Below are 24017 nucleotides of genomic sequence, written 5' to 3'. Positions count from 1 at the left end.
GGTGGTCGAGCGTAGGTGTCAGTGGGGGAACGCTCGGGGGATGCGGGTGCTGGGGATCTCGTTGCGGAACGCTTCGATGCGGCTGATCACCTGCCGTCTGCCGTAGGTGTCCTCGATGCGGTCCAGGTAGAGCACCCGGGCGGCGAGCTTGTCCAGGTCGACAGTGAAGTAGACGGCCATCAGCGGGTTGACGAACAGGGTGCTGCCGCTGGTGCGCCGGGTGAACTGGACGTCCCCGAACGCGCCGCTGGTGGCCGCGGCGATCTGGCCGTTGACGATGCTCGGCCGCTGCGGCGTGGCGGCCTGGGCGTGGGCGACGGCGTCGCGGTAGAGCACGGCCTCCCGGCTCGTGCCGGGAATGGAGAGCGCGCCGAGATAGCCGCCCTCCCGGTCGAGGGCGGCGATGTTCTCCAGCACCTGGACGTGGTTGACGCCGTGGTAGGCGTCGATGCCGAAGCCGAGCGAGGTCACCAGCTTCACCGGCAGGTCGAGGCCGGCCACCGCGGCGAGGCTGGTGACGTCCTCCACCGGGGTGCCGAGCGCGTTCTCGTCACCGCGCAGCAGGATGTCGGTGCCACCGTCGACAAGCACCACCGCGTCGAGATCCAGGCGGTCGACGAGGTACCGGTAGCCCTCCCGCAGCGTCTGGACACCCAGCGGCGGAAAGGCGTACACGGTCGAGGGCAGGTCGTGGGCGGCCAGCCAGCGGGCGAGCGTGCCCTCGGGGAAGTACCAGTCGGGGCTGGTCGACTCCGGCGTCACCGCCACCACCTGCTCCGTCACCCACGAGTCCCGGTCGACCAGTTCGAGTTCGGAGAAGGACAGGCTGGCCAGGTGCACCTCCACCCCGCTGTGCCACAGCGCCAGTGCCAGCGGCAGGCCGGCATAGACGTCGAAGCCGCCACCCGCGCCGGCGATCAGGACCCGGCGGGCCGGCGCCAGCGCGGCGAACAGCGGTGGGGTGGCCAACCCGAAGTTCGTCGATTCCACGGGGTTCGTCACCGCCACATGATCAACCAGCGTGCCGCGGCCCGTCCACCGGCCGGGGGCGGCGGGACCGGCCCGCCGCCCCCGTCATGGTCACCCGGTCACGGTGAAGGTGTAGTCGCCGGAGGGCAGGGCGTATGAGGCGGTCCCGCCGGCATAGCCCAGCGGCACCGCCTCGGCCGGCGGGTTGACCGACGCCGCCGACGAGGCGGGCACGCGTACGGTCGCCGTGGCGTTCGGGGGCACGGTCACCGACAGCGTCAGGGTCGAGCCCGACTTCGTCCACGACGACCTGGTCCGGCCGTACGCCGTGGTCAGGTCCGAGGTTGCGGAGGTGAGGCCGCCACCGGGCCGCGGCGCGATCAGCACCCTGCCGTAGCCCGGTGTCGCCGGGGCGACCCCGCCGACCGTGCGGTAGAGCCAGTCGCCGACCGAGCCCAGGCCGTAGTGGTTGAACGAGTTCATGCCCGGGTCCTGCAGCGTGCCGTCGGTCCGGATCCCGTCCCAGCGCTCCCAGATGGTGGTGGCGCCCCGCGAGATCATATAGCCCCAGCCGGGATAGCCGGGCTGCCGCAGGATCTGGTACGCCGTGTCCAGGTGGTTGTGCTCGGCCAGCACCGGCAGCAGGTTCTCCACGCCCATGAAGCCCACCGACAGGTGACCGTCGCGGGTGGCCACCTTCGCGGCGAGCTTGTCGGCGACCGCCTGCACCCGAGCGGCCGGGACGAGCCCGAAGGCCAGCGCGAGCACGTAGCCGGTCTGCGTGTTGCCGCTGACGGTCCCGTCCGCGGCGATGAACCGGCTGGCGAACGCCGCCGCGATCTGGTCGGCCAGGGCGGAGTAGGTCTGGGCCTGCGTCGTGCGACCCGTCGCCGCCGCCATGCGCGCGACCAGCCGGGTCGACCAGCCGAAGTAGGCCGTACTCGTCAGGTTGTTCGCGGTGTTGTCGTCGACGTTGAGCCAGTCGCCGTAGGTCTGGTGGTCGCGGATCAGATCGCCGCCCGACGTCGAGCGCAGATATTCGATCCAGCGCGCCATCGCGTCGAAGTGCTCGTCGACCACCCGCAGATCGCCGTAGCGCTGCCAGAGCTGGTACGGCACGATCACGCCCGCGTCACCCCAGCCGGCCGTGCCCGACCCCGCCGAGACGAACGGCGCCACGTCGGTGAACGCCCCGTCGGGCCGCTGGGCGTCGGTCAGGTCGTCGGCGAACTTGCCGAGCAGCCCCCGGGTGTCGAAGTTGAACGTGGACGTGGCCGCGAACGCCGCGATGTCACCGGTCCAGCCGAGCCGTTCGTCGCGCTGCGGGCAGTCGGTCGGGATCGACAGCAGGTTGGAGCGCGCACCCCACAGGATCGCGTGCTGCACCGAGTTGATCATTGCGTCGGACGTGGTGAAGGTGCCGGTCGCGGCGCCGGCGGTCCAGGCCGCCAGGCCGGTGAGGCTGGACGTGGTGGGTGTGCCGGGGAAGCCGGTGATCTCCACGTACCGGTAGCCGTGGACGGTGAAGCGCGGCTCGAACACCTCGTCGGCGCCCGTGCCCGCCAGCGTGAACGTGTCGGTCGCCTGGGCCGCGCGCAGGTTGGCGGTGTAGACGGTGCCGTCCGCGTTCAGGATCTCGGCGTGCCGGAGCGTGACCTTCGTGCCCGCCGCGCCGCGCACCCGCAGCCGGTCCCAGCCGGCGAAGTTCTGCCCGAGGTCGGCCACGAACACGCCCGGCTTCGGCTGCGTGATCGCCACCGGGGCGATCTCCTGCTGCACGGTCACCCCGGGGTCGACCTGCGCGACCAGGGTGGGCTTGGCGGCGGTGGAGACGGTCGCCGTGGCCCAGGCCGCGTCGTCGAAGCCCGGCCGGTTCCAGTCCGCGACCGCCCGCCGGGCGTCCTGGTCCTCGCCCTGGTAGAGGTCGTCGGCGAGGATCGAGCTGGGCGCGCTCCGCCACGACGAGTCGGTGAGCAGGGTGCTCGACGTGCCGTCGGTGTAGCGCACGACCAACTGCGCCGAATACCACGGTGAGGCTCCCCAGAGGCGGCTGCCGGCGAAGCCGACGTTGCCCGAGTACCAGCCGTTGCCGACCACCGCGCCGAGCACGTTGTCCCCCTGCTGGAGCTGGGCGGTCACGTCGTAGCCGCGGTACTGGAGCCGCTTGGTGTAGTCGGTCCAGCCCGGGGCGAGCCGTTCCGTGCCGACCCGCGTGCCGTTCAGATAGGTGTCGTGCAGGCCGAGTGCCGTGGTGAACAGGCGGGCCCGGGCGACCGGTTTGCCGATCACAAAACCCTTCCGGAGGTACGGGGCGGGAGCCGGCACGGTCACCTGAGTGCCCCACGGGCCGCCGCCGTAGGCCGCGGTCACGTGCACGGGGACCCAGGACGAGTCGTCGAAGCCGGGCTGTTCCCAGCCCGACGGGCCGGTCGGCGCGGATTTCCAGCTGCCGTCCGTGACGAGGATCGAGCCGAGCTTGGCGACGACGCCGGCCGGGCCCGCCGACATGTTGGTAGCGGCGACGGCGATGGTGTTGGTGCCGGCCGGTACCCGTACGGTGACGGTGGTGGCCCGCTTCCACGAGTCGGTGACCCGGCGCGAGCCGCTGACGGACGCTCCGTTGAGCCACACGTCGGCCGTGTCGTCGCCGGTGACCACGAGCGTGGCCGTGGTGGCCGAGGTGGCGGTGAAGGTGCGCCGGAAGTAGCGGGTGCCGGCGGGCACGCTGGTCGCGGGATCACCCTCGGGATGCCAGATCCAGGACGCCCCGGAGAGCGACAGGGTGTTCGGCACGCCGATGAACGCGGCGGGCCAGGAGCCCCGCAGCCCGGTGTCGAAGGTCGCGTCCGCGCTCCACGGGCTGGGCCGGCCCTGCGCGTCCCACACCCGGACCCGCCAGTGGTAGGTGGTGTCGGCGGTCAGGGCCGGCCCGCCGTACGCGACGTCGGTCGACGTGGCGGAGGCGACCTGACCGCTGTCCCAGACGTCCGCGGCGCCCGCCGTCCGGCCGACCCACAGCTGGTAGCGGCCCTGGGTCTGCCCGGTCGTGCCGGAGAGCAGCCGCCAGCCGAAGAGCGGTGCGGCCCGGTCGACGCCGATCGGGTTCGTTGTGTGCTCGGTGGTCAGGCCGGTGACCGTGACCGGGGAGCCGGCGTTCGGGTCGGGGGCCGCGACGGCGGAGGCCCAGGGGCCGGTGCCGTACGCGCCCAGGTCGGCCGCGCCCGTCCAGGTGCCGTCGAGGCGTTCGTCGACCGTCTGCGCGGCCTGCCAGGAGGAGTCGGTGACGAGATCGGTGACGCCGGCGGCGGACGCGACGCGCAGGTGGCCGAGTACGCCGGCCGGACTGAGGCTGGTGTTGCGGGCGGCGACGAGGAGCGTGTTGCTCCCGGCCTTCAGCGCGGATCCGAGGTCGACGTAGGCCGCCTGCTTCCAGGAGTCGGTCCGGCGCGCGGAACCGGTGAGGTAGCTGCCGTTGAGCCAGACGTCGACGGTGTCGTCGCCGGTCACCACGAGTTGGGCGTCGGTGTAGGGGCCGGCGGGCGCGGTGAAGGTGCGGCGCAGGTAGCGGGTGGCGGGCGGGGCCTGGGTGGCGGGGTTGCCCTCCGGGTACCAGATCCAGTGTGCGCCGTTGAGCGGGACGGGTGCGGCGGCGCGGGCGGGGTCACCGGGCACGACGGCGGCGGCGGCCAGGGTCAGACAGGCGAGGATCGAGAGCGGGCGTGAAACGGTTCGAACCATGTGATCTCCTCGGTGGTGAAGAAACCGGGTCACATATTTAAACGTTTCAAATAGTGACGTGGGTCAATACTAAGGGCCCTTTCCGGATTAGCTCAAGGTGTTGCGCCGAGCGATCCACATCCGAGGGCGGCCGGGACGCGCGGCGACAGCCCGGGTGGCGCGGGCCTCGCGCGAGATCGCCACGGGACTCGGCTCGAGCCTGGCCACTGGGCCCCATCGGTCGTACCGGGAAATGGTTGTGGGCCTGTCGTCGGCCGTTGTGAGAACGATCGGAGACGGGACCAACAGCCGAGCCCGCTCGCCCACTCCGGAATTTATGCTGGTCATGGTCGTGAGTGGAGCATCGCGGTCGGACGCGGGGGAGCCGGAGCCGAGCATGAGCGCACAGCACTTCCTGGTCGGGCGGGCGCCGGAGCAGGCGACCATCTGCGGTCTGCTGGACCGGGCCACGGAGGGCGGCGGCGCACTGGTCCTGCGCGGCACGCCCGGGGTGGGCAAGTCGGCGCTGCTGGACTGGGCCGCCGGGACGGCCGGCGACAAGTTCCGCGTGCTGCGCACGGTCGGTTCAGTGACCGAATTCGGTCTGCCGTATGCCGCGTTGCATCAGGTGATGCGGTCGATCCTCGGTCATCGCAACCGGTTGACGCCGAAGTACCGGCGCGCCCTGGAGGTCGCGTTCGGCCGGGCGCCGGGCGCGCCGCCGGACCTGTACACCGTGGCGATGGCGGCGCTCGAGCTGCTGGTGGAGGCGGCGGCCGAGCGGCCGATCCTGCTGCTGGCAGACGACGCCCAGTGGATGGACCTCGCCAGCCAGCAGGCGCTGGCGTTCCTCGCGCGGCGGGTCACCGCCGATCGCGTCGTCCTGCTCGCGACCCACCGCGACAACGAGCCGGGCCCGCTGCTCGACGCGGCCATCCCCGCGGTGGAGCTCGCCCCGCTCGACGCGGACTCCGCAGCCGTGCTGCTCGACGGGGTGGCCGGTGGGCTGGACCCGAAGGTCAGGTCGCTGCTGCTCGAAGCGGCGTGCGGCAACCCGCTCGCCCTGCTGGAGCTACCTCGCGCCGTGGGCGGTTACTACGGCGCGAACACCGACCGGCTCCCGCTGACCGCGCGGCTGGAGAACTCGTTCCTGACCCGGATCGGCGAGCTGGACGTCGCCGGTACGACGGTGCTGGAGGTGGCGGCGCTCAGCGACGCCGACGACGTGGCCGAGATCGTCGCGGCCGCCGAGCTGCTGTCCGAATCGGACAACCCGCCGTCGCTGGATCCGGCCGTGTCCGCCGGGCTGATCGTGGTGGACGGCGGATCCGTCCGGTTCCGGCATCCGCTCATCCGCTCGGCGATCCTGCAGCGCCTCGGACCGGACCGGCGGCGCGGCTGCCATGCCGCACTGGCCCGAGTCCTGGTCGACCGGCCGGAGCGGTCCGTGTGGCACCGGGCCGGCGCGGCGCTGCGGCCGGACGCCGCGCTCGCGGCGGAACTCGAACTGCGCGCCGAGCAGGCGATCGAGCGCGGGGCGCAGGCCTTCGCGGTACGCGCCCTGGAGCGCGCGGCCCAGCTGTCCGTCGACCGTGCCGACAGGGCGGCCCGCACCTATCGGGCGGTCGTGCTCGCCTACACGGCCGGGCAGCCCGAAGCCGGCGAACGGCTCCGCCGGCACCACCGGGACCTGGTGGAGACCGGGCACGACGGGCTCCGGCAGGAGTGGCTCAACGAGCTGGCCGACGGCGAACACGGCGGCGAGCAGCGCATTCACACGCTGCTCGACTTCGCCGAACGCGCCACCGTGCTCGGCGACGACACCCTGGCGACCGACTTCCTGCGCGCGGCGGCGCTGCGGTGCTGGAACCTCTGGCCCGGCCGGCCGGTGGGCAGGCAGGTGATCGCCGCGGGGGAGCGACTGGCGGTCGCGGACCTGCCGACCCGGGCCCAGCTGCTCGCCTACGGCTCGCCCTTCGACAGCGACGAGACCATCCGTACGCTGATCGACCGGGTGCCGCCCGCCGCCCGGGACGCGGCCACCGCCTATCGACTCGCCCACGCGGCCGCGTGCGCCGGAGCCTTCGACGTCTCGGAGGGCCTGCTGACCGCGGCGGCCGAACGGACCCGCTCCGAAGGCCACCTGCACACCCTCGGCCGGACGCTGTCGTTGCTCGCCTGGTCCGCCATGCGCCGCGGATCCTGGTCGCACGCCGTGGTCGCGGCCGAGGAGAGCACCCGCCTGTGCGCGGAGACCCGGCAGCCGTTCTGGGAGGCGGCGTCCCTCGTCGCCCACGCCATGGTCGCCGCGTTCCGGGGCGACTTCACGACGGCCGAGGACCTGGTCGCCGCCGCGGAGCACCTCAACCCCCGCCGGTTCGCCACCATCGACGCCGTGGCCCTGCTCGCACGGGCGGCGATCGCGTCGGGACAGGGCCGGTACGAGCCGGCGTTCACCTCGCTCGCCCGGCTGCACGACCCGGCGGACAGCGCCTATCACCCGGCGCACGCCCTGTGGTCCCTGGCGAGCCTGGCCGAGGCCGCCGTCGCGTGCGGCCAGGTCGCCGCCGCACGGTCGCTCCTCGAGCGGCTGCCCGCGGAGGTGCGCGCGACGACGTCACCGGCGGGGCGGATGAACCTCGCTGTCGCGCGGGCCGTGCTCGCCGACGGCGACGAGCCGAGCTTCGCCGATGCCATGGCGATGGACCTGACGATGTGGCCGTACGAGCGCTACCGCCTGCTCTTCACGTACGGCATGGCGCTGCGCCGCCGCAGGCGGGTCCGCGAGTCCCGCGACCACCTGCGGAGCGCCCGTGACGGGTTCGACAGCCTCGGCGCCCACCCGCTCGCCGAACGCGCCCGGACCGAGCTGCGCGCGGCGGGCGAGCGCAGCGACTCGCCGGCCACGGACGTCTGGGAGACGCTGTCGCCGCAGGAGATCCAGATCGCGTCGATGGTCGCGCGGGGCCTGACCAATCGCGACATCGCCAAGAGCCTGTTCATCTCGCACCGCACCGTCGGCAGTCACCTGTACCGGATGTTCCCGAAGCTCGGCATCACCTCGCGTGGGGACCTGCGGCGGATCGCCGCCGAGCACGAGCGCTGAGTCGCAGTCATGTGACTCACGCGCGGACCGGTCCCGGCTCCGTAGCGTTCCCGGTACGGCGACCAGCGATCGAGAGGACACCACCACGATGCCCTTCGTCACCACCTCCGACGGCACCGACATCTTCTTCAAGGACTGGGGCAGCGGCCGCCCGGTCGTGCTCGCGCACGGCTGGCCGCTGAACTCGGACAGCTGGGAGGCCCAGCAGCTGTTCCTCGCCGAGAACGGCTACCGCGCGATCGCCCACGACCGGCGTGGGCACGGCCGCTCCACCCAGTCCTGGGGCGGCAACGAGATGGACACCTACGCCGACGACCTCGCCACCCTCCTCGAACACCTCGACCTCCGGGACGTGACGCTGGTCGGGTTCTCCACCGGGGGCGGGGAGATCACCCGCTACATCGGCCGGCACGGCACGTCCCGCGTCGCCCAGGCCGTGCTCGTCTCCGCGGTCCCGCCGCTGATGGTGCGCCGCGACGACAACCCCGGCGGCGTACCGGTCGAGGTGTTCGACGGCATCCGCGCCGGCTCGGCCGCGGACCGGTCGCAGCTCTACCGGGACCTCGCCGACGGGCCGTTCTTCGGGAACAACCGGCCCGGCGCGAACGTCTCGCAGGGCATCCGCGACGCGTTCTGGCTGCAGTCGATGGCCGCCGGGCACCGCAACGCCTACGAGTCGATCGCCGCGTTCTCGGCCACCGACTTCCGCGACGACCTGGCCGGGTTCGACGTCCCCACGCTGGTGATCCACGGGGACGACGACCAGGTGGTGCCGTTCGAGGTCGGCGGCAAGGCGTCGGCCGCGCTGGTCAAGGGCGCGGAGCTGATCGTCTACCCGGGCGCCCCGCACGGCATCACCGACACCCACAAGTCCCGGCTCAGCGAGGACCTGCTGGCCTTCCTCGACACCTACGGAGCCTGACCATGACCACCACACCCGACACGATCGTTCTGGTTCACGGCTTCTGGGTCACTCCCCGCAGCTGGGAGCACTGGATCACGCACTACGAGAACAAGGGCTTCCGGGTTCTCGCCCCCGGTTACCCCGGCTTCGAGGTCGAGGTCGAGGAGCTGAACGCCAACCCGGACATCATCACCGCGGTCACCGTCCCGGCGATCATCGACAAGATCGAGACGCAGCTCAAGGAGCTGTCCAAGCCGCCGATCATCATCGGTCACTCCGCCGGTGGGGCGTTCACCCAGATCCTGCTCGACCACGGCTACGGCGCCGCCGGCGTCGCCCTGAACTCGGCGCCGACCGAGGGCGTCAAGGTGGTCCCGCTGTCCCAGGTCAAGTCGACGTTCCCGGTGCTGCGGTCCCCGGCCAACCGGCACAAGTCCGTCGGCCTGTCGCTGGAGGAGTGGAAGTACGCGTTCACCAACACGTTCACCGACGAGGAGTCGAAGGCGCTCTACGAGCGCTACCACATCCCGGCCAACGGCGGCATCCTCTGGGGCAGCGTGCTCGCCAACTTCCAGCCCGGCCACCAGGACACCTGGGTCGACTACCACAACGACGACCGCGCCCCGCTGCTGTTCGTCTCCGGCAGCGAGGACCACATCATGCCCCCGGCGATCCAGCGCTCCAACGCCAAGCACTACAAGTCCAAGACCATCACCGAACACATCGAGTACGAGGGGTACGCCCACCTCCTCCCGGCCCAGCAGGGCTGGCAGGAGATCGCCGACACCGTCCTCGACTGGGCACTGCGCCACGCCCGCTGACCGCCAGGTGTGTCCTCGGCCGGGTCGACGGCCCCGGCCGAGGGCGAGTCTGTCAGGAGGCGGCCGCCACGAAGTGGCAGACCGGGGCCGTGGCGGAGACGTTCGTGCCGTCGGAGGCCCGGACGTACCAGCCGTAGGAGTGGCCGGCGATCAGGGTGGGCACCTGCACCGAGACGGTGCCCGAGCCGGTGACGTAGCCGCTGGCCGAGCCCGGCCCGCCCAGGTAGATGGGCTGCGGCTGGCTGGGGTCGGTGTTGTCCCAGATGGAGAACTCACCGCGGACCGGGACCGTCGGGTCGTCGTCCTGGACGGCGGCGCTCAGGCGCGGGGTCAGCGACGCCACCGTGCCGTAGCCGCCGTTCTGGTGGCAGCCGGGGTTGCCGGTGCTGGTCGCCGGGATGGTCACCGTGCCGGTGGGCACGGCCGGCAGCATGGTCTGGCCGGCGCGCAGCTTGGTGATCTCCGCGCTGGCCAGGGCGTAGGGGAAGAGCTGCAGGTCGTCGACGCCACCCTGGTACGCGGCGCCGATGGTGATGGCGGTTCCGCTCGGCACGCGCTTGGTGTGCGCCGCGGTCCCGGCGAGGGTGCCGTTGACGAACAGGCTCATCCGGCCGGCGACGGGGTCGTAGGTGGCCGCGAGATGCGTCCACACGCCGGGCTGGGCGGTCGCGGTGACCTGATCGGAAGCGGCGCCGGAGGCGTCACCCGTGACCATGGCGAACCGCCACTTGCCACCGGTGTAGGAGAGGTCGAGCGGGCTGCCGCTGTTGTTCGGCTGGTTGATCAGGGATCCGGTGGGAGCCGCCGTGTCCGGCTTCGCCCACAGGGAGACGGTGAGTCCGCGCCGGGTGTCGAACTTGTTGACGGTGCCGTCGACACCGCTGGTGACCGTTCCCGTGCCGTCGAAGCGCAGTGAGTGGACCCGCTCGGTGGAGCGGGTGACGCCGTTCCGCAGCGTCCCGGTGAGGCCGTTGATCGAGCCGTCCGCCGTGCTGTCGCCGCTGGTCTCGTCGAACTTCCAGGTCAGGGACTGCCCGCGGGTGAACGCGACGACCGGCGCGTGGTCCGACAGGGCCGCCGGGTCGTCCGCCGCCGCGGTGTTGGCGTTGGTGTCGGCGAATTCGGTGAGCGAGTCGCAGTAGGCGAATCCAGAGGTGGCGAAGACGTAGTCGAGCTTCTGCTGCGCGACCGCCGGTGCGGCGTCCTCGCTGTTGAAGTGGGTCATCTCGGTGACCGCGTCGCCGGGCGCGTAGGCCTGCTGATCGCATTCCGGGTACGCGTCGAACAGCGGCCGGATCGGCGATGTCGAGGCCGAGCCCTGACTGGTGTTGAGATCGCCGCCGAGCACCGGCAGTGCGACAGCACCGACCTTCTGCTTGAGCGACGCGGTCTCGCGGGCGTACTCGGGGTCGCTGTTGTGCAGCAGATGGGTGACGCAGGGCGTGTTCTGCCAGCCGTCGACCCGTACGCAGAGCAGGTTGGAGGTCCGTTTGGTCGTCGCGTCCGGGTAGTAGTTCGGGTCCCCGGCGACCAGCAGCGGCGTGACCGTCGACGAGGTGATGGTGCCGCGGACGGCGACGACCTCACCGACGGTGCCGACCAGGTCGCCGCCGCGGCAGTCGGATCGGCCGTCCGGGCGGGCCACGACGGCGGTGCGATAGGTCCAGCCGGGGCCGAGCGCGGCCATCAGCGGCGCCAGGTCGTTCCGGTCGCCACCGCGGCCGGCGGCGTCGTCCGGGTAGCAGACCTCCTGCAGCATGATCACGTTGAGGTCGCGCTGGCGGACGATGGTCTCGATGGCGGCGGCCTTCGCCTGCGGTCGTGACCGCCATGGACAGTACGAGAGGCTGCCGCGGCTGCCCCCGGCCTCGCCACAGATGTTCCAGGTCAGCATGCGGATGGACTCGCGCTGGTAGCCCAGCCCGTCCGGGTCGGTGGCGGCCGCCGGTACGACCGGTTGCCGCGTTTGCGGGACGGCGATCCGGACGGCCGCGACGGTGGCCAGCACCGCCGCGGTGACTCCGACCATGGCCAGCAATCTTCTCAAGGCATTTCCCCGTTTCGATGAAGCTCGGGGAGTGATCATAAGTGTGGGGGTTCCGGATCGGGCGACCTCTGCGTCGTCGACCAGGTGTCGAGCACGGCCGCGGTCTGCTCGCTCCAGGCGGCGAGCGAATCGGCGGCACACCGCTTCGGGTCATGCCACCACTCGACGACGAACGCGCCGCCCGCGGTCCGGCAACGCACCTCGATGGGGTGGCCGCCGATCGGCGCGGGGTCCAGGCTCAGCGGGGTGAGCGGCTGCGCCGACGCGCGGACCGATCCGCTTCTCGTCCCTTGTGGAGCGACGAGGACGCTGGGTTCGGGCAGGTCGCGGAGGTACTCGGCGGTCGGGGCGTGCAGGTGGCGGAGCACGCCGTAACCCAGTCCGTGCCGGGGGACGTCCCGCCAGGACCGCCGAGCGGCCTCGAGCGAGTCCTCCGCCGCGGCGAGGGTGACCGGGTAGATCGCCGAGTACAGCCCCACCGACCGCTCGAGCCCCATCGCCGGGCCGGCGCCGCGGACGTCGCCCAGCACGTCGACCGTCATCGTGGTCCGCCCGGTGATCCGATGCCAGGCCGAGGCCATCGCGGCGAGCAGGATCTCCACCCACTTGACCCGCGCGGTCCGGCGCAGGGCGGTCAGCGGCTCGGCGCCGGTGGCGTGCCTGAGCACCCGCCACGGTCCGGCACGGTCCGGCACGGACAGCCCGTCGGGCGGAACATCGAGGGTCGCCGCCCAGTGGTTCAGCTCGGCGAGCAGACTCCGATCGTTCACCAGACCCTGCGTGTACCGGGCCCATCGCTCCCACGGCGTCGTCCCGGGCAGGGTCACCGCGTTGCCGGTGACGAGATGGCGGTACGCCGTGGTGAGCTCCTCGGTGAGGATGCGCACGGACGCCTGATCCACTCGATTCACGACCAGGACCAGGTGGGCGTCGCCCTCGGTGCCGGCGAAGGCCGTCCGGTCGACGAGGTCCAGTACCGCTTCGGCCGTCGTCAGGCCGGCGAGATCAGCGGTGACGCTCGCCGGGTCCTCCGGCGGCCCGCCCCGCTCCTGGCGCCACACGCCGTGCGAGCCGACCGGAACGAGACCGAGCGCGTCGTGCCGCGCGACGACGGTCGCGACCGCCTGTCGTACGACCGCTCGATCCACGTCCGGCGCGAGCCGGAACGCCAGCGGCATCCCGCGAGGCCCGGCGGTCCGCAGATGCGACAGCTGCGTCGGCGTCAGGGGGACGTCCCGGTCGTCCACCGGCTGGGCCGGCGGTGGTGTCTTGCCCTTCACGTGCGCGACGAGCGAAGCGAGCGTCGAATGCTCGAACAGGTCGCCGGGGCGCACGTCGAGGCCCTGTTCCCGGGCCCGGGACGCGAACCTGGTCGCCATCACCGAGTCGCCGCCCCGCTCGAAGAAGCTGTCGCCCGGTGCGGCGTCGTCCACACCGAGCGTCTCCCGCCACAGCCGGGTGAGCGCGTCGTGGACGTCCCCCGGGGTCACCGGATCGGCCTCGGCGACGGCTGCGCGGGGCTCGAGCCAGTGGCGTACCCGCTGGAACGGATAGCCGGGAAGGGAGACGCGCATCGCGTCGGGGTCGGGTGCGGCGGGTGGCGCGTCCGACCGGGCCTGCCCCGCCTCGAGAAGCTCGGAAGCCTCCGAGGACGTCGACGCCGATACCGCGAAGCGATGTTCGAACCGCCGCCGGCCGACGGCGAGCGTATGCGCCACGTCCGCCAGCGGGATCTCCGGCTTTTGCCGCAGGTGGGCGGCCAGGGCCTTGCGCATGTCCGCGAGCGCTTCCTGGTTCCGGGCGCTCAGCACGAGCACGCTGGGCCGCTCGTCCGCCGGCCGCGCCGGCCGCCGTGGCGCCTCCGCGACGATCATGTGCACGTTGGTGCCGCCCATGCCCAGCGACGTGACCCCGGCGATCTTCTGCCGCTGCGACCAGCTCGTACCGTCCGCACGGACGATGAACGGCGAATCGTCGAGGCCCAGCTCCGGATTCGGCGCGGTGAACTGCGCGGTGCCGGGAATCCAGCCGTTCTCCAGCATGAGCACGGTCTTGATCAGCCCGGCGATCCCGGCCGCCGCCTCCAGGTGACCGATGTTGCCCTTGACCGAACCGACCAGGCACCGCGCCGCCGTCGGGAGCGCGTCGCGCAGCGCGGCCAGCTCCACCGGATCCCCGAGGACGGTACCCGTCCCGTGCGCCTCGACGTATCCGAGGTCCCGCGGTTCGACTCCGGACACGGCGAGCGCTTCGGCGACCACCGCGGACTGCATCCGCACGCTCGGCGCCGAGAACCCCATCTTCAGCGAACCGTCGTTGTTCACGGCGCTGCCCCGGATGATCGCCCGGATGTTGTCCCGGTCCGCCGACGCGTCCGAGAGTCGCTTGAGCAGGACGGCACCACCACCGCTGCCGAAGACCGTGCCGTTCGCGGCCGCGTCGAAGGGCCGGCAACGACCGTCCGGGGACATCATCGAGTCGACGTCGCAGAGGTAGCCGACCCGATGCGGCACCTTCACCGCCATGCCACCGGCCAGGGCCAGGTCACACTCGCCGGAGAGCAGGCTCTGGCAGGCCAGGTGCACCGCGACGAGCGAGCTCGAACAGGCGGACTGCACGGTGAGCGCGGGACCGTGCAGGTTCAGCGTGTGCGCCACCCGGGTGGCGAAGAAGTTGCTGTCCACCAGGGACAGCGTCTCGATCGTCGCCATCGACGTGCCGGCGCCGAGAAACCGCCGCGGGTCGTGCTGGGACAGCACGTTGTAGTACAGATAGCCGGTGAACGACCCGGTGCCGAACACCCCGATCGCGCCGTCGAAGTCGTCCGGCACGTAGGCCGCGTCCTCCAGCGCGTGCCAGCAGCTCTCCAGGAACAACCGCTGCTGCGGATCGAGCGCCGCGGCCGTCCCCGGCGCGAAGCCGAAGAACTCCGCGTCGAACTCGGCGAACCCGGCGAGGGTGGCCGCTCTGCGCACGTAGTCCGGGCTGCGCAGCAGGTTCTCCGGGACACCGTTGGCCCGTAGCTCCCGCTCGTCCAGGTCGTCCAGGCAGTCCCGGCCCGCCACCAGGTTCGCCCAGTACTCGTCGAGATCGCCGGCCTTCGGGAACCGGCCCGCCATCCCGATGATGGCGACGGACTCCCCGGTGCCGGGATCCGAGCTCATGATCGCCTCCGCGCGGCGCGGTGCTCCGCCATTCGCGTCGCCCGGAGGCGGGCGCGCTCGGCGGCCGCCGTGCTCAGGTCGCCGGCCGGGGCGCCGGCCGCGTCCCCGAGCCCGGTCAGTACGTCGTCCGCCAGCTCTCCCGCGGTGCAGCCGCCGATCAACCGGGCGACCGGGACGTCCACCCCGAAGTCCTCCCGGACCGCGTTCCTGATCTGCACCGCGGCCAGCGAGTCCAGCCCGGCGTCGACCAGCGGCCGGTCCTCGAGCAGCTGGCCCGCGCCGAAGCCGAGCACCGCCCCGGCCCGGGCGAGCACCTGCCCGCCGATCACCCGCCGGCGGTCCCGGTCGGTGAGCCCGGCCAACTCCTCGACGGAGAACCGGGCCGTGGAGTGGAAGTGGCGGAAGAAGTCCGACCTGGCGATGTGCGGGTACGCGGCCGCCGGCCCGGCGTGATCGAACCGTGCCACGCCGGCCTGGGCGACGTCTCTCGCCAGAAGCTCGGCGAGGACGGCCAGGCCGGTGCCGGCCGTTATCCCGGCGACGCCGGCCACCTGCTTGTCCGCCGCCGAGCCGTGCTCCGCCCAGCGGCCCCAGTTCACGGTGACCGCCCGGATCCCCTCGTCGCGCAACCGGGCTCCGAACGCGTCGAGCCAGGCGTTCGTCGCCGCGTGCGCGGCCTGCCCGGGAGCGCCGACCAACGACGCCAGCGACGAGTAGCTCACCCACCAGTCGAGCCGCCGGTCGCCGAGCGCGGCCCGCACCCGCTCGGCACCGAGCACCTTCGGATGCCAGACCCGCTCGATCCGTCCGGCGTCGAGCTCCTCCAGCAGGCTGTCGTCCAGGACTCCGGCGGCGTGCACGACCCCGCGCAGCGGATGCCCCCTGCTCTCCGCGAGCGTGACAGCCCGATCGGCGGTCTCGGTGAGGTCGCCGGTGAGCACCAGGGTGTTCGCGACCGGGGCGTCCGGGTCCGACCGGCCGCAGAGGACGATCGTGCCCGCACCCTGCTCCGCGAGCCACTGCGCGGTCCGCAGACCGAGACCGCGGGTGCCGCCGGTCACCAGGTAGGCGCCGTCCGGGCGGACCAGCACGGAGTGCGTTCGCGCCGGGAGCTCGAGGGGCGCGAACCGGGCGGTCCGGCGGACCCCGTGCCGGTAGCTGACCTCGTCCTCCGTGCCCGACGTGACGTCCCCGGTGCCGTCCGGGTCGTCCACCAGGGAGATCGGGAGCTCCGGGTGCTCGTGCCGGAGCGTGCGAACCAGGCCGAGCAGGGCGGCGTGCTCCGGGTTCGCCGCATCGACCACGACGAAGACGCGGTCGTACGGTGGCCCGGCCGCCAGGAGGTCCCGCACGGTCGTCGCGAAGTCGAGCACGAGGCGCGGGCCGTCCACGCCGGCCGGCACCCGGACGACCCGGCCGACCTGCTCGGCTGGCCCGGTGGGCGGCGGGGAGACGACCCACTCGACGCCGTACAACAGGTCTTCCCAGCGCGGGACGTCGTCGAGCCGGTTCAATCGCACGCCGTCGAGCGTCGCGACCCACTCCCCGGAGACCTCGTACACCCCGACGGTCGCCAGGCTGTCGCCGTCCTCCGCGGGCTTGACGCTCGCCCGGCAGATCAGGTCACGGCCGAGCGGGCGCCGGGCCCGCACGCTGCCGATCCCGACCGGCAGGACGGTCCCGGTCGTCTCCCCGGCGACGACCGCGGCGATCCCGTGCAGGCACGCGTCGAGCATCGCGGGGTGCAGGACGAACCGGCCGTCCCGCGGCAACCCGGCCGGCCAGGACACCCTGGACCACTCGCCGGACACCCCGGTCATCGCGGCGAACGCGGGGCCGTGCTCCTGCCCGGCCGCGCGCAGTCGCTGATAGGCCGGACCGGGGTCACCCCACCGCGTCACGGGTACGACGTCGCCGTCGGCCCGGCACGCCGCCCGCCGGACGGTCGCACCGGCGTGCCCGGTCCCGTCCACGGCGATCTCCACGGTCGCGGTGTCACCCGAGACGGACATGGTCGTCGTCAGCGTCACCGGCCGGGACAGCGGCACCAGGCGCCGCAGCTCCAGATCGGACACCTCGATCGTGGCCGGCGGGGCGTCCCAGACGGCGCGGGCGGCGGCGACGGCGATCTCGACCATGGCCGAGCCCGGCAGCACCGCCCGGCCGTTCACCCTGTGGTCGGCGAGCCACGGCAACCGGTCGAGATCGACCGTCGCCTGCCAGACGTGCCGGTCGGGAAGCTCGACGTGCACTCCGAGCAGCGGATGCCGGTCGTCGGAGCGCGGGGCGGCCGCCCGGTACCGCTTCCGGTTCCACGCCATCGTCGGCAACTCGGCCAGCCGGCCGCCGGGATGCAGCGCGTCCCAGGCCACCGGCAACCCGAGACAGTGCGCCTGGCCGACGCCGGCCAGCAGCGTCTGCCGTGCGGGCTGGTCCCGCTTGAGCGACCCGAACACGGCGGTTCCCGCGATCCCGGAGTCGGCCAGCGTGTCCGAGATGGCGGCGACCACCAGCGGGTGCGGTGAGATCTCGATGAAACACCGGTACCCGTCCGCCGCCGCGGCCCGCACCGCCTGCTCCAACCGAACGGGATTGCGCAGGTTGGCCGCCCAGTAGCCGGCGTCGAACGAGGGCGGGATCTCCGGTACGGCCGTGCCGTAGAAGGGGATCGCCGGGTCGCGGGGCTCGATGTCGCCGAGGACCGCGGTCAGCTCGTCGAGGATCGGGTCGACCTGCCGGGTGTGCGCGGCGAATCGGACCCCCGGCACCCGATGCACCGTGATCTCGTCGGCCTCGCAGCCGGCGATGAACCGCTCGACCTCCGCCGAGCCGCCGGAGACCACGGACGCCCTGGTCGAGCCGTACACCGCGATGTCGAGGGCACCCTCGCGGCCGATTCGCCGCGTCAGCATCGCGACGGGCAACTCCACCGCCGCGGCAGCGCCACGACCGGCCAGTCGCCGTTCGATCAGGGCCGACCGCCGGCAGGTCACCCGCATCCCATCGGCCGCGGACAGGGCACCCGCCACGACCGCAGCGGCGACCTCACCCATCGACTGCCCGATGATCGCGGCCGGGTCGATCCCGTAGTGGCGCCAGATCCTCGCCAGCCCCAGCTGCGTGGCGAAGAGCGCGGGCTGCACCAGATCCGCCCCGGCCGAGCCGAGATCCGCACTCGTCAACAGGTCGGACAGCGCGCGGCCGCACTCCCGCGCGAACACGGCTTCGAGCTCTTCGACCAGTCCGGCGAAGACCGGTTCACTTCTCAGCAGCTCCCGGCCCATGCCGGTCCACTGCGAACCGTGACCCGAGAAGACGAACACCGCACCGGGCTCTCGCGGAGCCACCGTGCCGTGCTGGTAGTCGCCGCTACCCAGCCGATCGATCAGCTGCTCCCGGCCGTCGGCGACGACGGTCAACCGTTCGTGCAGGTGGGAGCGGTGCCGGGCCAGTGTGTAGCCGACGTCCGCCAGCGGAACCGTGGCGCCCTCGTTCGCCAGCCAGTGCGCCAGGCGCTTCGCGTTGGCCTCCAGCGATTCGGGTGAGCGGGCGGAGATCGGGAAGAGACCGGTCATCTCAGCTCCTCGGCCACTTCCGCGTACCAGTCCATGATGGCGAGGACCTCGTCGGCCGAGGCCGGGGGCAGCGGGAAGACGCAGCGGGAGACACCGGCCTCCCGGTACCCGTCGAGGATCTCCTCGTCGGCCGGTGCGTCGAAGACCGTGACCGGTACCGACATCCGCCCGGCCAGCGCGGCCCGCTGCCGCAGCTCGGCCACGTCATCGGCGAAGTCCTCGCCGAGCAGCGCGTGCCACGGCATCCATTCGGCGTCGAGCTCCAGCACCCGGTCGATCGCGTGCGGTCCGTTACCACCGTAGAGGATCGGCGGGTGCGGGCGCTGCACCGGTTTCGGGACCGACCACAGCGGCTCGAAGTTGACGAACCGGCCCGCGAACGACGCCTCGTGCGTGGTCCAGATGCGCTTCATCGCCGCCACGTGCTCCAGCAGCCGGGCGGTCCGGGTCCGCGGGTCCGCACCGTGGTTCAGCATCTCCTCGCGGTTCCAGCCCGCGCCGACGCCGAACAGGAACCGGCCACCGGAGACGACGTCGATGCTGGCCACCTGCTTCGCCAGCTGGATCGGATGACGCAGCGGCACCTGACAGACGCCCGTTCCGAGCCGTAGCCGGCTGGTGGCCGCGGCGGCGACGGCCAGCGTGATGAAGGGATCGATGCCCTGCAGGGCCTCCGGCGGGATCTCCAGACCGCCCGGGAGCGGGGTCGCCATGCTCACCGGTACGTGGGTGTGCTCGGGCACGAAGAACGACTCGAATCCCCGCTCCTCGGCCGCCCGGGCCACCGACGCCGCGTCCAGGGAGTAGTCGGTGACCAGCATCATCACCCCGAAATCCATGGTGGCACCTCGTGTTCACGGTCGGCGGAGCACGGCGTGCGCGTTCGTGCCGCCGAATCCGAAGGAACTGACCCCGATCAGCGCGTCGCCGTCCGGCAGCGGCGTGGTCTCGTCCGCCACGGCGAGGCCCAGCCGGTCGAAGTCGATGTGCGGGTTCGGGGAGCGGTAGTGCACCGTCGGCGGGATGTGCCCGTGTTCGAGCGACAGCACCGCCTTGACCAGACCGGCGATGCCCGCGGCCGCCTCCAGGTGGCCGAGGTTCGACTTGACCGAGCCGATCAGCAGGGGACGGGCCCGGTCCCGGCCCAGCACCGTCCCCAGCGCGGTCGCCTCGATCGGGTCGCCGAGCGGTGTCCCGGTGCCGTGCGCTTCGACGTAGCAGACCGTCTCGTGCGGAATCCCGCTGTAGACCTCGGCCAGCAGGTCCCGTTGCGCCGACGGATTGGGCGCCATCAGGCCGTTCGAGCGCCCGTCCTGGTTGACCGCGCTGGCGATCACCGTCGCGTGCCGCCCGTCGGTCTCCTCGGGCCGCTTGAGCACGACCACGACACAGCCCTCGCCACGGACGTACCCGTCCGCGGCGGCGTCGAACGGGCGGCACCGCCCGTCGGGCGCCATCGCGCCCGAGCGGTCGAAGTTCACCGTGATCGCCGGGGAGAGGATCAGATTCACCCCCGCGACGATCGCCAGGTCGCACTCCCGCGCGTCCAGGCTGCGTTTCGCCAGGTGCAGCGCCACGAGCGACGACGAGCAGGCGGTGTCCACGGTCAGGCTCGGGCCACGCAGGTCGAGCACGTAGGAGATCCGGTTGGCCAGAATGCTCGCCGCCACGCCGGTTCCGGTCCACCCGCTGATCTCCGCCGGGTCGGCCAGCCGCTCCCGGCCGTAATCGTTGGTGGACGCGCCGACGAACACCCCGGTCCGGCTGGACGCGAGGCCGTCCGGCGGGATGCCCGCGTGCTCCAGCGCCTCCCACACCACCTCGAGCAGGATGCGCTGCTGCGGATCCATCTCGACGGCCTCCCGCGGCGAGATCCCGAAGAACTCCGCGTCGAAGTCGTAGACCCGGCTGAGGAAGGCGCCCGCTGTGGTCGTCCCCTCCGGGACGGGACCGGTGTCCCAGCGGTCGGCCGGCACTTCGGTGACGACGTCACCGCCGGACCTCAGCAGGCGCCAGAGCTGCGCCGGTGAGTCGACCTCGCCGGGCAACCGGCAGCCGATGCCGACCACGGAGACCTCCGCCGACGGCTGTGCCGCCCTCGCCGTGAGCGGCGGGTGCTCCGCGGAGAGGGAGTCGGCGAGTCTGCGGAGGGTCGGCTGCTGCCACAGGACGATCGGCTCGATCGGCCGGTCCAGCAGCTCCTCCAGCTCACCGGCGATCCCCACGGCGTCACGGGAGCCGATGCCGTAGTCGGCGAACGGGCGATCGGGGTCGATCTCCGCGGGCGGTACGCCGACCTGCGCCGCGAGCCGTTCGGTCAGCCACCGCCGTACGTCATCCATGGCCGAAGTCCCCACGCTCGAACCGGATCCGGCACTCCCGCCGCCGGGGCTTCCCGCTCGACGTGATCGGCACGCTGCCCCTTCTGAGCAGGGCCACGGTGTGGACGCGCACGTCGTGACGCCCGGCCACCCCGGCCCGTACCGCCGCCCGGATCGTCTCGACGTCCGTGGCGGACGCCGGCGACCGCGGTTCGGCCACCACGACCAGCCGCTCCGCGTCGTCGATCTCCGAGGCGAATGCGACGACCCGGCCCCGGCGCAGCTGCGGGCACGTCTCCTCGACGGTGGCCTCGATGTCCGCCGGGTAGTGGTTGCGGCCGTCGATGACGATCAGCTCGCGGAGCCGGCCCGTGACGTACAACTCGCCGTCCAAAAGGAACCCGAGGTCGCCGGTGCGCAGCCAGCCGGCGTTCCCGTCCTCGTCCGTGCCGAACGTCTCGGCGGACCGTTCGGGTTGCCGCCAGTACCCCGCGCAGACGTTGTCGCCGCGCACCCGGATCTCACCGGGACCGTCTGCCCACGGCCGCGCGATCCGGACCTCCTGCCGGATCGGCCGGCCCGAACTGACGATCAGCCGCGCTCCGGGGTCCGCCGCGTCGACCGGCCGGATCCGGCCGGCGGAGAGTTCCCGCCGGTCGAAGGCGCCGACCCGCACCGGCCGCCCCGGCTCGTGCCCGGTCACCGCCATGGTCGCCTCGGCCAGGCCGTAGCCGGGGCAGTGCGCCTCGTGCCGGAACCCGTTGCCCCGGAACGCTTCGGTGAACCGGTTCAAGGTCCTGATCCGGACGGGCTCCGATCCGTTGCCCAGCGCCCGCAGCGCGGACAGGTCGATTCCCGCGCGCTGTTGCGGTCCGACCCGGTCGACGCACAGGTCGAGCCCGAAGTTCGGGGACATGGTGTGGGTGGCGTGCCCGGTGGTGAGCAGCTCCAGCCAGCGCCGCGGGTGCTTGACGAACGCCAGCGGCGCGAAGCAGGTCACCGGGACCGCGCGGGCCAGCGGGAGCACGATCGAGAACATCAGGCCCATGTCGTGGAAGAACGGGAGCCAGCTGACCAGCCGCGACGACGCGTCGGGCGGTACCCAGGCGGTCAGCTGCGCGGCACCGGCCAGCACATTGCGATGCGTGACCCGCACACCGGCCGGTCTTCTCGTCGATCCCGAGGTGTACTGCAGGTAGGCGACGGCATCGCCGTCGAGCGGGCCCGGCGGCGCCGGGCGGGAGCCGGGCCCGATCCGATCGACCGGCAGGACCTCCTTCGGCAGCACCGCGAGCCGGGGCGAGGCGAGCAGCCGCTGTACGGCGTCGAGGTGTCCACCGCTGGTCAGCACGATCTCGGGCGTGCAGTCGGCGATCACGTCGAGCAGCCGGTCGGCCGGTCGGAACGGTTCGGGTGCGAACAGCGGCACGCCGATCACGCCGGCGCGCAGACAGCCGAGGAAGGCGATGACGTAGTCCGCGTCGTGTCCGCAGAGGATCGCGGCACGTTCCCCCGGGCGGGTGCACTCCAGCAGGCAGGCCGCCACCGCGGCGCTTCGTTCCGCCAGGTCACGATAGGTCAGCTCGGTCGCCACACCGTCGCGGGCGGTCGAGTGGTCGACGAACGTCATGGCGATCGTGTCCGGTCGCTCCGCGGCGGCACGGAGCACGGCCGGACCGGGAGCCAGTGCTTCCTGGTTCATGGCGCCTCCGCGACCAGCCACTCCTCGAACGCGGCGAGATCCGGCAGGATCACCGTCGAGCACGCCAGGATCGCGAGCGTCTGGCGCATCTCGGTGATCGCGACGACCGTGCGTCCGGCCAGGTAGGCGCGGTACATCTCCATCGCCGTGCCCATGCTCGGCTCCCGGCCGGGCAGCCAGGCCACGCACACGTCCGAGGCGGCGGCGAGCTCGGTCATCTCGTGGAACGCGTCGATCAGCTCGAGCACGACGGGATCGAGGCGGTCGCGCCGGAGCACCGGTTGCCCGGCGAGCGCCGCGTGGGCCGCGCGGATCCGGGTCACCTCGCCGGCGAACCGTTCGAGGAGGAGTTCGACGGGATCGCTCACGACGGCGTCCGGCCGGTGCCGCCCGATCACCTCGCGGAGTTCCTGCCGGTAGCTCTGGTCCGCCAGGTCGGCGCCCGGCCTGGCCCCCTGCATGAGTCCGGCGACGAAGAACGAACCGGTGCTCATTCGTCCTCCAGGGAGTACTCCGGAACCTCGAGGTCCTCCGGGGCCTTCGCGGCGTAGATCTCGGCGGCGCCGAGCAGGTAGCCGACCAGCTCCTCCGGGCTGGCGGCGACGGACGCGCAGATCTCGGTCAGGTCGCGCTGGAACCCGTCGGTCCCGGCGTGGCTCACCGCTCCCTGGTTGTCCTTGGTGATCAGGAAACGCTCGTCCACCAGCCGGTCGCGCGGCCGTCCGGTGAACGGCAGCACCAGCTCACGCATGCGGCCGCTGTCCCGATCGATGCTCCTGATCGACACGTTGTTCTGCTCGGCGTGCAGCAGCAGCCGCAGGACGAGTCCACGCGGCGGCGGGAAGGCCGGCAGCCTCGACCCGGGGCGGAAGGTGAACGCCCGGAAAGTCACGTACCGGTCCAGCCGCGGGCTGTACCGGCTGTATTCGCTGTGCATTCCGCCGCTCGTGGGAGTCCATCGCAACCTGAGCTTCGACGGCCTCGGCTCGCCGCTCGCGGTCGTCCGGAACGGGAACGCGTCCTCGGTCGCCGTCACGACACCGTCGGCCGCGTCCGCCCCGCGCAGCACCACCGGAAGGCGGTGCAGCAGGTACGGATCGAGCACTACCAGGTCGTCGGCACCGGGATACACCGCGACGATGTGCCGGCCGGAGAACAGGAGCGTGGCCTTGACCCCGGTCCGCTCCCGCACCCGCCGGGCGACCTCGAACGACTGCCACCCGCACCCCATGCCCAGCCGGCTGGGTGGCGGACCGTCGCCGTAGTACTCGTGGAATGGGGCGGCGCTGCTGTACGGAACATCGAACAGCACGTCTTCCTGCATCGTCGTGAACGATGACGCGACAGAATCCTTCATGCCCACGACTTCCTCTTGCAGTCCGATTCTCGGCAGGAATCCAATCCGGCGGCAACTGGTGACGATGGCAGGTACGCACCCATGATGCCGCATAACGGACGAGTCGGTGCGTAATTCGCGGGCCTTGAGAATCAAAGACGAAAGAGCGGCTTTTCCCGTACGAGGGAAGAGCCGCTCTTTCGGTGTCGTGTCTGTCGGGTCAGCCGAGCTTGACGTTGAAGATCGGGTTGGCGGCGAGTTTCTTGAACGAGGCGAGGCTGTTCTTGGTGCTGTCGATGCTGATGTCGCGGTCGCCCTGGTCGTCCTTCTTCGTGTCGAAGTGCACGATGGCCTT

At 72.2% G+C, this 24017-nt stretch carries 13 protein-coding genes; 3 read left to right on the top strand and 10 right to left on the bottom strand.

Annotation, left to right across the window (positions count from 1 at the left end; translation table 11 throughout):
• Nucleotides 1-18: 18 nt before the first annotated feature.
• Nucleotides 19-1002: a DUF1152 domain-containing protein gene (locus CHC09_RS05405; RefSeq protein ID WP_239138891.1), complete on the bottom strand. Its 984-nt coding sequence runs from the start codon at nucleotides 1000-1002 to the stop codon at nucleotides 19-21.
• A 78-nt stretch (nucleotides 1003-1080) separates the two neighbouring features.
• On the bottom strand, nucleotides 1081-4707 hold the full coding sequence (locus CHC09_RS05400; protein ID WP_089291888.1) for an alpha-L-rhamnosidase: 3627 nt from the start codon (nucleotides 4705-4707) through the stop codon (nucleotides 1081-1083).
• A 376-nt stretch (nucleotides 4708-5083) separates the two neighbouring features.
• Here CHC09_RS05400 and CHC09_RS05395 point away from each other — a divergent pair, with 376 nt between their 5' ends.
• The 3 genes from CHC09_RS05395 to CHC09_RS05385 all read left to right on the top strand — a co-directional run bounded on the left by CHC09_RS05395 (nucleotide 5084) and on the right by CHC09_RS05385 (nucleotide 9517).
• Entirely contained in the window at nucleotides 5084-7792 is a 2709-nt protein-coding gene (locus tag CHC09_RS05395) for a helix-turn-helix transcriptional regulator (protein ID WP_179276958.1), read from the top strand.
• 88 nt (nucleotides 7793-7880) lie between these two features.
• Nucleotides 7881-8714: an alpha/beta fold hydrolase gene (locus CHC09_RS05390; RefSeq protein ID WP_089291886.1), complete on the top strand. Its 834-nt coding sequence runs from the start codon at nucleotides 7881-7883 to the stop codon at nucleotides 8712-8714.
• Between the two features lie 2 nt (nucleotides 8715-8716).
• Nucleotides 8717-9517: an alpha/beta hydrolase gene (locus tag CHC09_RS05385; protein ID WP_089291885.1), complete on the top strand. Its 801-nt coding sequence runs from the start codon at nucleotides 8717-8719 to the stop codon at nucleotides 9515-9517.
• A gap of 52 nt (nucleotides 9518-9569) precedes the next feature.
• On the opposite strand, the gene CHC09_RS05380 is transcribed toward CHC09_RS05385, so the two are convergent.
• From CHC09_RS05380 to CHC09_RS05345, 8 genes are read right to left on the bottom strand one after another with little or no spacing between them, the layout of a single operon-like run.
• On the bottom strand, nucleotides 9570-11564 hold the full coding sequence (locus CHC09_RS05380; RefSeq protein ID WP_179276957.1) for a LamG-like jellyroll fold domain-containing protein: 1995 nt from the start codon (nucleotides 11562-11564) through the stop codon (nucleotides 9570-9572).
• Between the two features lie 35 nt (nucleotides 11565-11599).
• Nucleotides 11600-14728, bottom strand: a complete 3129-nt coding sequence (locus CHC09_RS05375) for a beta-ketoacyl synthase N-terminal-like domain-containing protein (RefSeq protein WP_089291883.1) — start codon at nucleotides 14726-14728, stop codon at nucleotides 11600-11602.
• Entirely contained in the window at nucleotides 14725-18303 is a 3579-nt protein-coding gene (locus CHC09_RS05370) for an SDR family NAD(P)-dependent oxidoreductase (protein ID WP_089291882.1), read from the bottom strand. The genes CHC09_RS05375 and CHC09_RS05370 overlap by 4 nt, the downstream gene beginning before the upstream one ends.
• Nucleotides 18300-19142 carry an LLM class F420-dependent oxidoreductase gene (locus CHC09_RS05365; protein ID WP_089291881.1) on the bottom strand — a complete coding sequence of 281 codons (843 nt, stop codon included), beginning with the start codon at nucleotides 19140-19142 and terminating at the stop codon, nucleotides 18300-18302. The genes CHC09_RS05370 and CHC09_RS05365 overlap by 4 nt, the downstream gene beginning before the upstream one ends.
• Before the next feature lie 15 nt (nucleotides 19143-19157).
• Nucleotides 19158-20645, bottom strand: a complete 1488-nt coding sequence (locus tag CHC09_RS05360; RefSeq protein WP_089291880.1) for a type I polyketide synthase — start codon at nucleotides 20643-20645, stop codon at nucleotides 19158-19160.
• The gene (locus CHC09_RS05355; RefSeq protein ID WP_089291879.1) at nucleotides 20638-22326 is read right to left on the bottom strand and encodes a fatty acyl-AMP ligase; all 1689 of its coding nucleotides are present in this window, start codon (nucleotides 22324-22326) and stop codon (nucleotides 20638-20640) included. Before CHC09_RS05355 ends, CHC09_RS05360 begins: the two co-directional genes overlap by 8 nt.
• A complete protein-coding gene (locus CHC09_RS05350) occupies nucleotides 22323-22820 on the bottom strand; it encodes a hypothetical protein (protein WP_089291878.1) in 498 nt (165 codons plus the stop codon). Before CHC09_RS05350 ends, CHC09_RS05355 begins: the two co-directional genes overlap by 4 nt.
• Nucleotides 22817-23683, bottom strand: coding sequence for a hypothetical protein (locus tag CHC09_RS05345; protein ID WP_089291877.1), 867 nt, complete (start codon nucleotides 23681-23683; stop codon nucleotides 22817-22819). Before CHC09_RS05345 ends, CHC09_RS05350 begins: the two co-directional genes overlap by 4 nt.
• Nucleotides 23684-24017: the final 334 nt, after the last annotated feature.

This window comes from Actinoplanes regularis, assembly GCF_900188005.1.
Classification (GTDB): Bacteria; Actinomycetota; Actinomycetes; order Mycobacteriales; family Micromonosporaceae; genus Actinoplanes; species Actinoplanes regularis.
The sequence above is the reverse complement of the archived record's forward strand: the minus strand, read 5'-3'. Positions and strand labels throughout refer to the sequence as shown.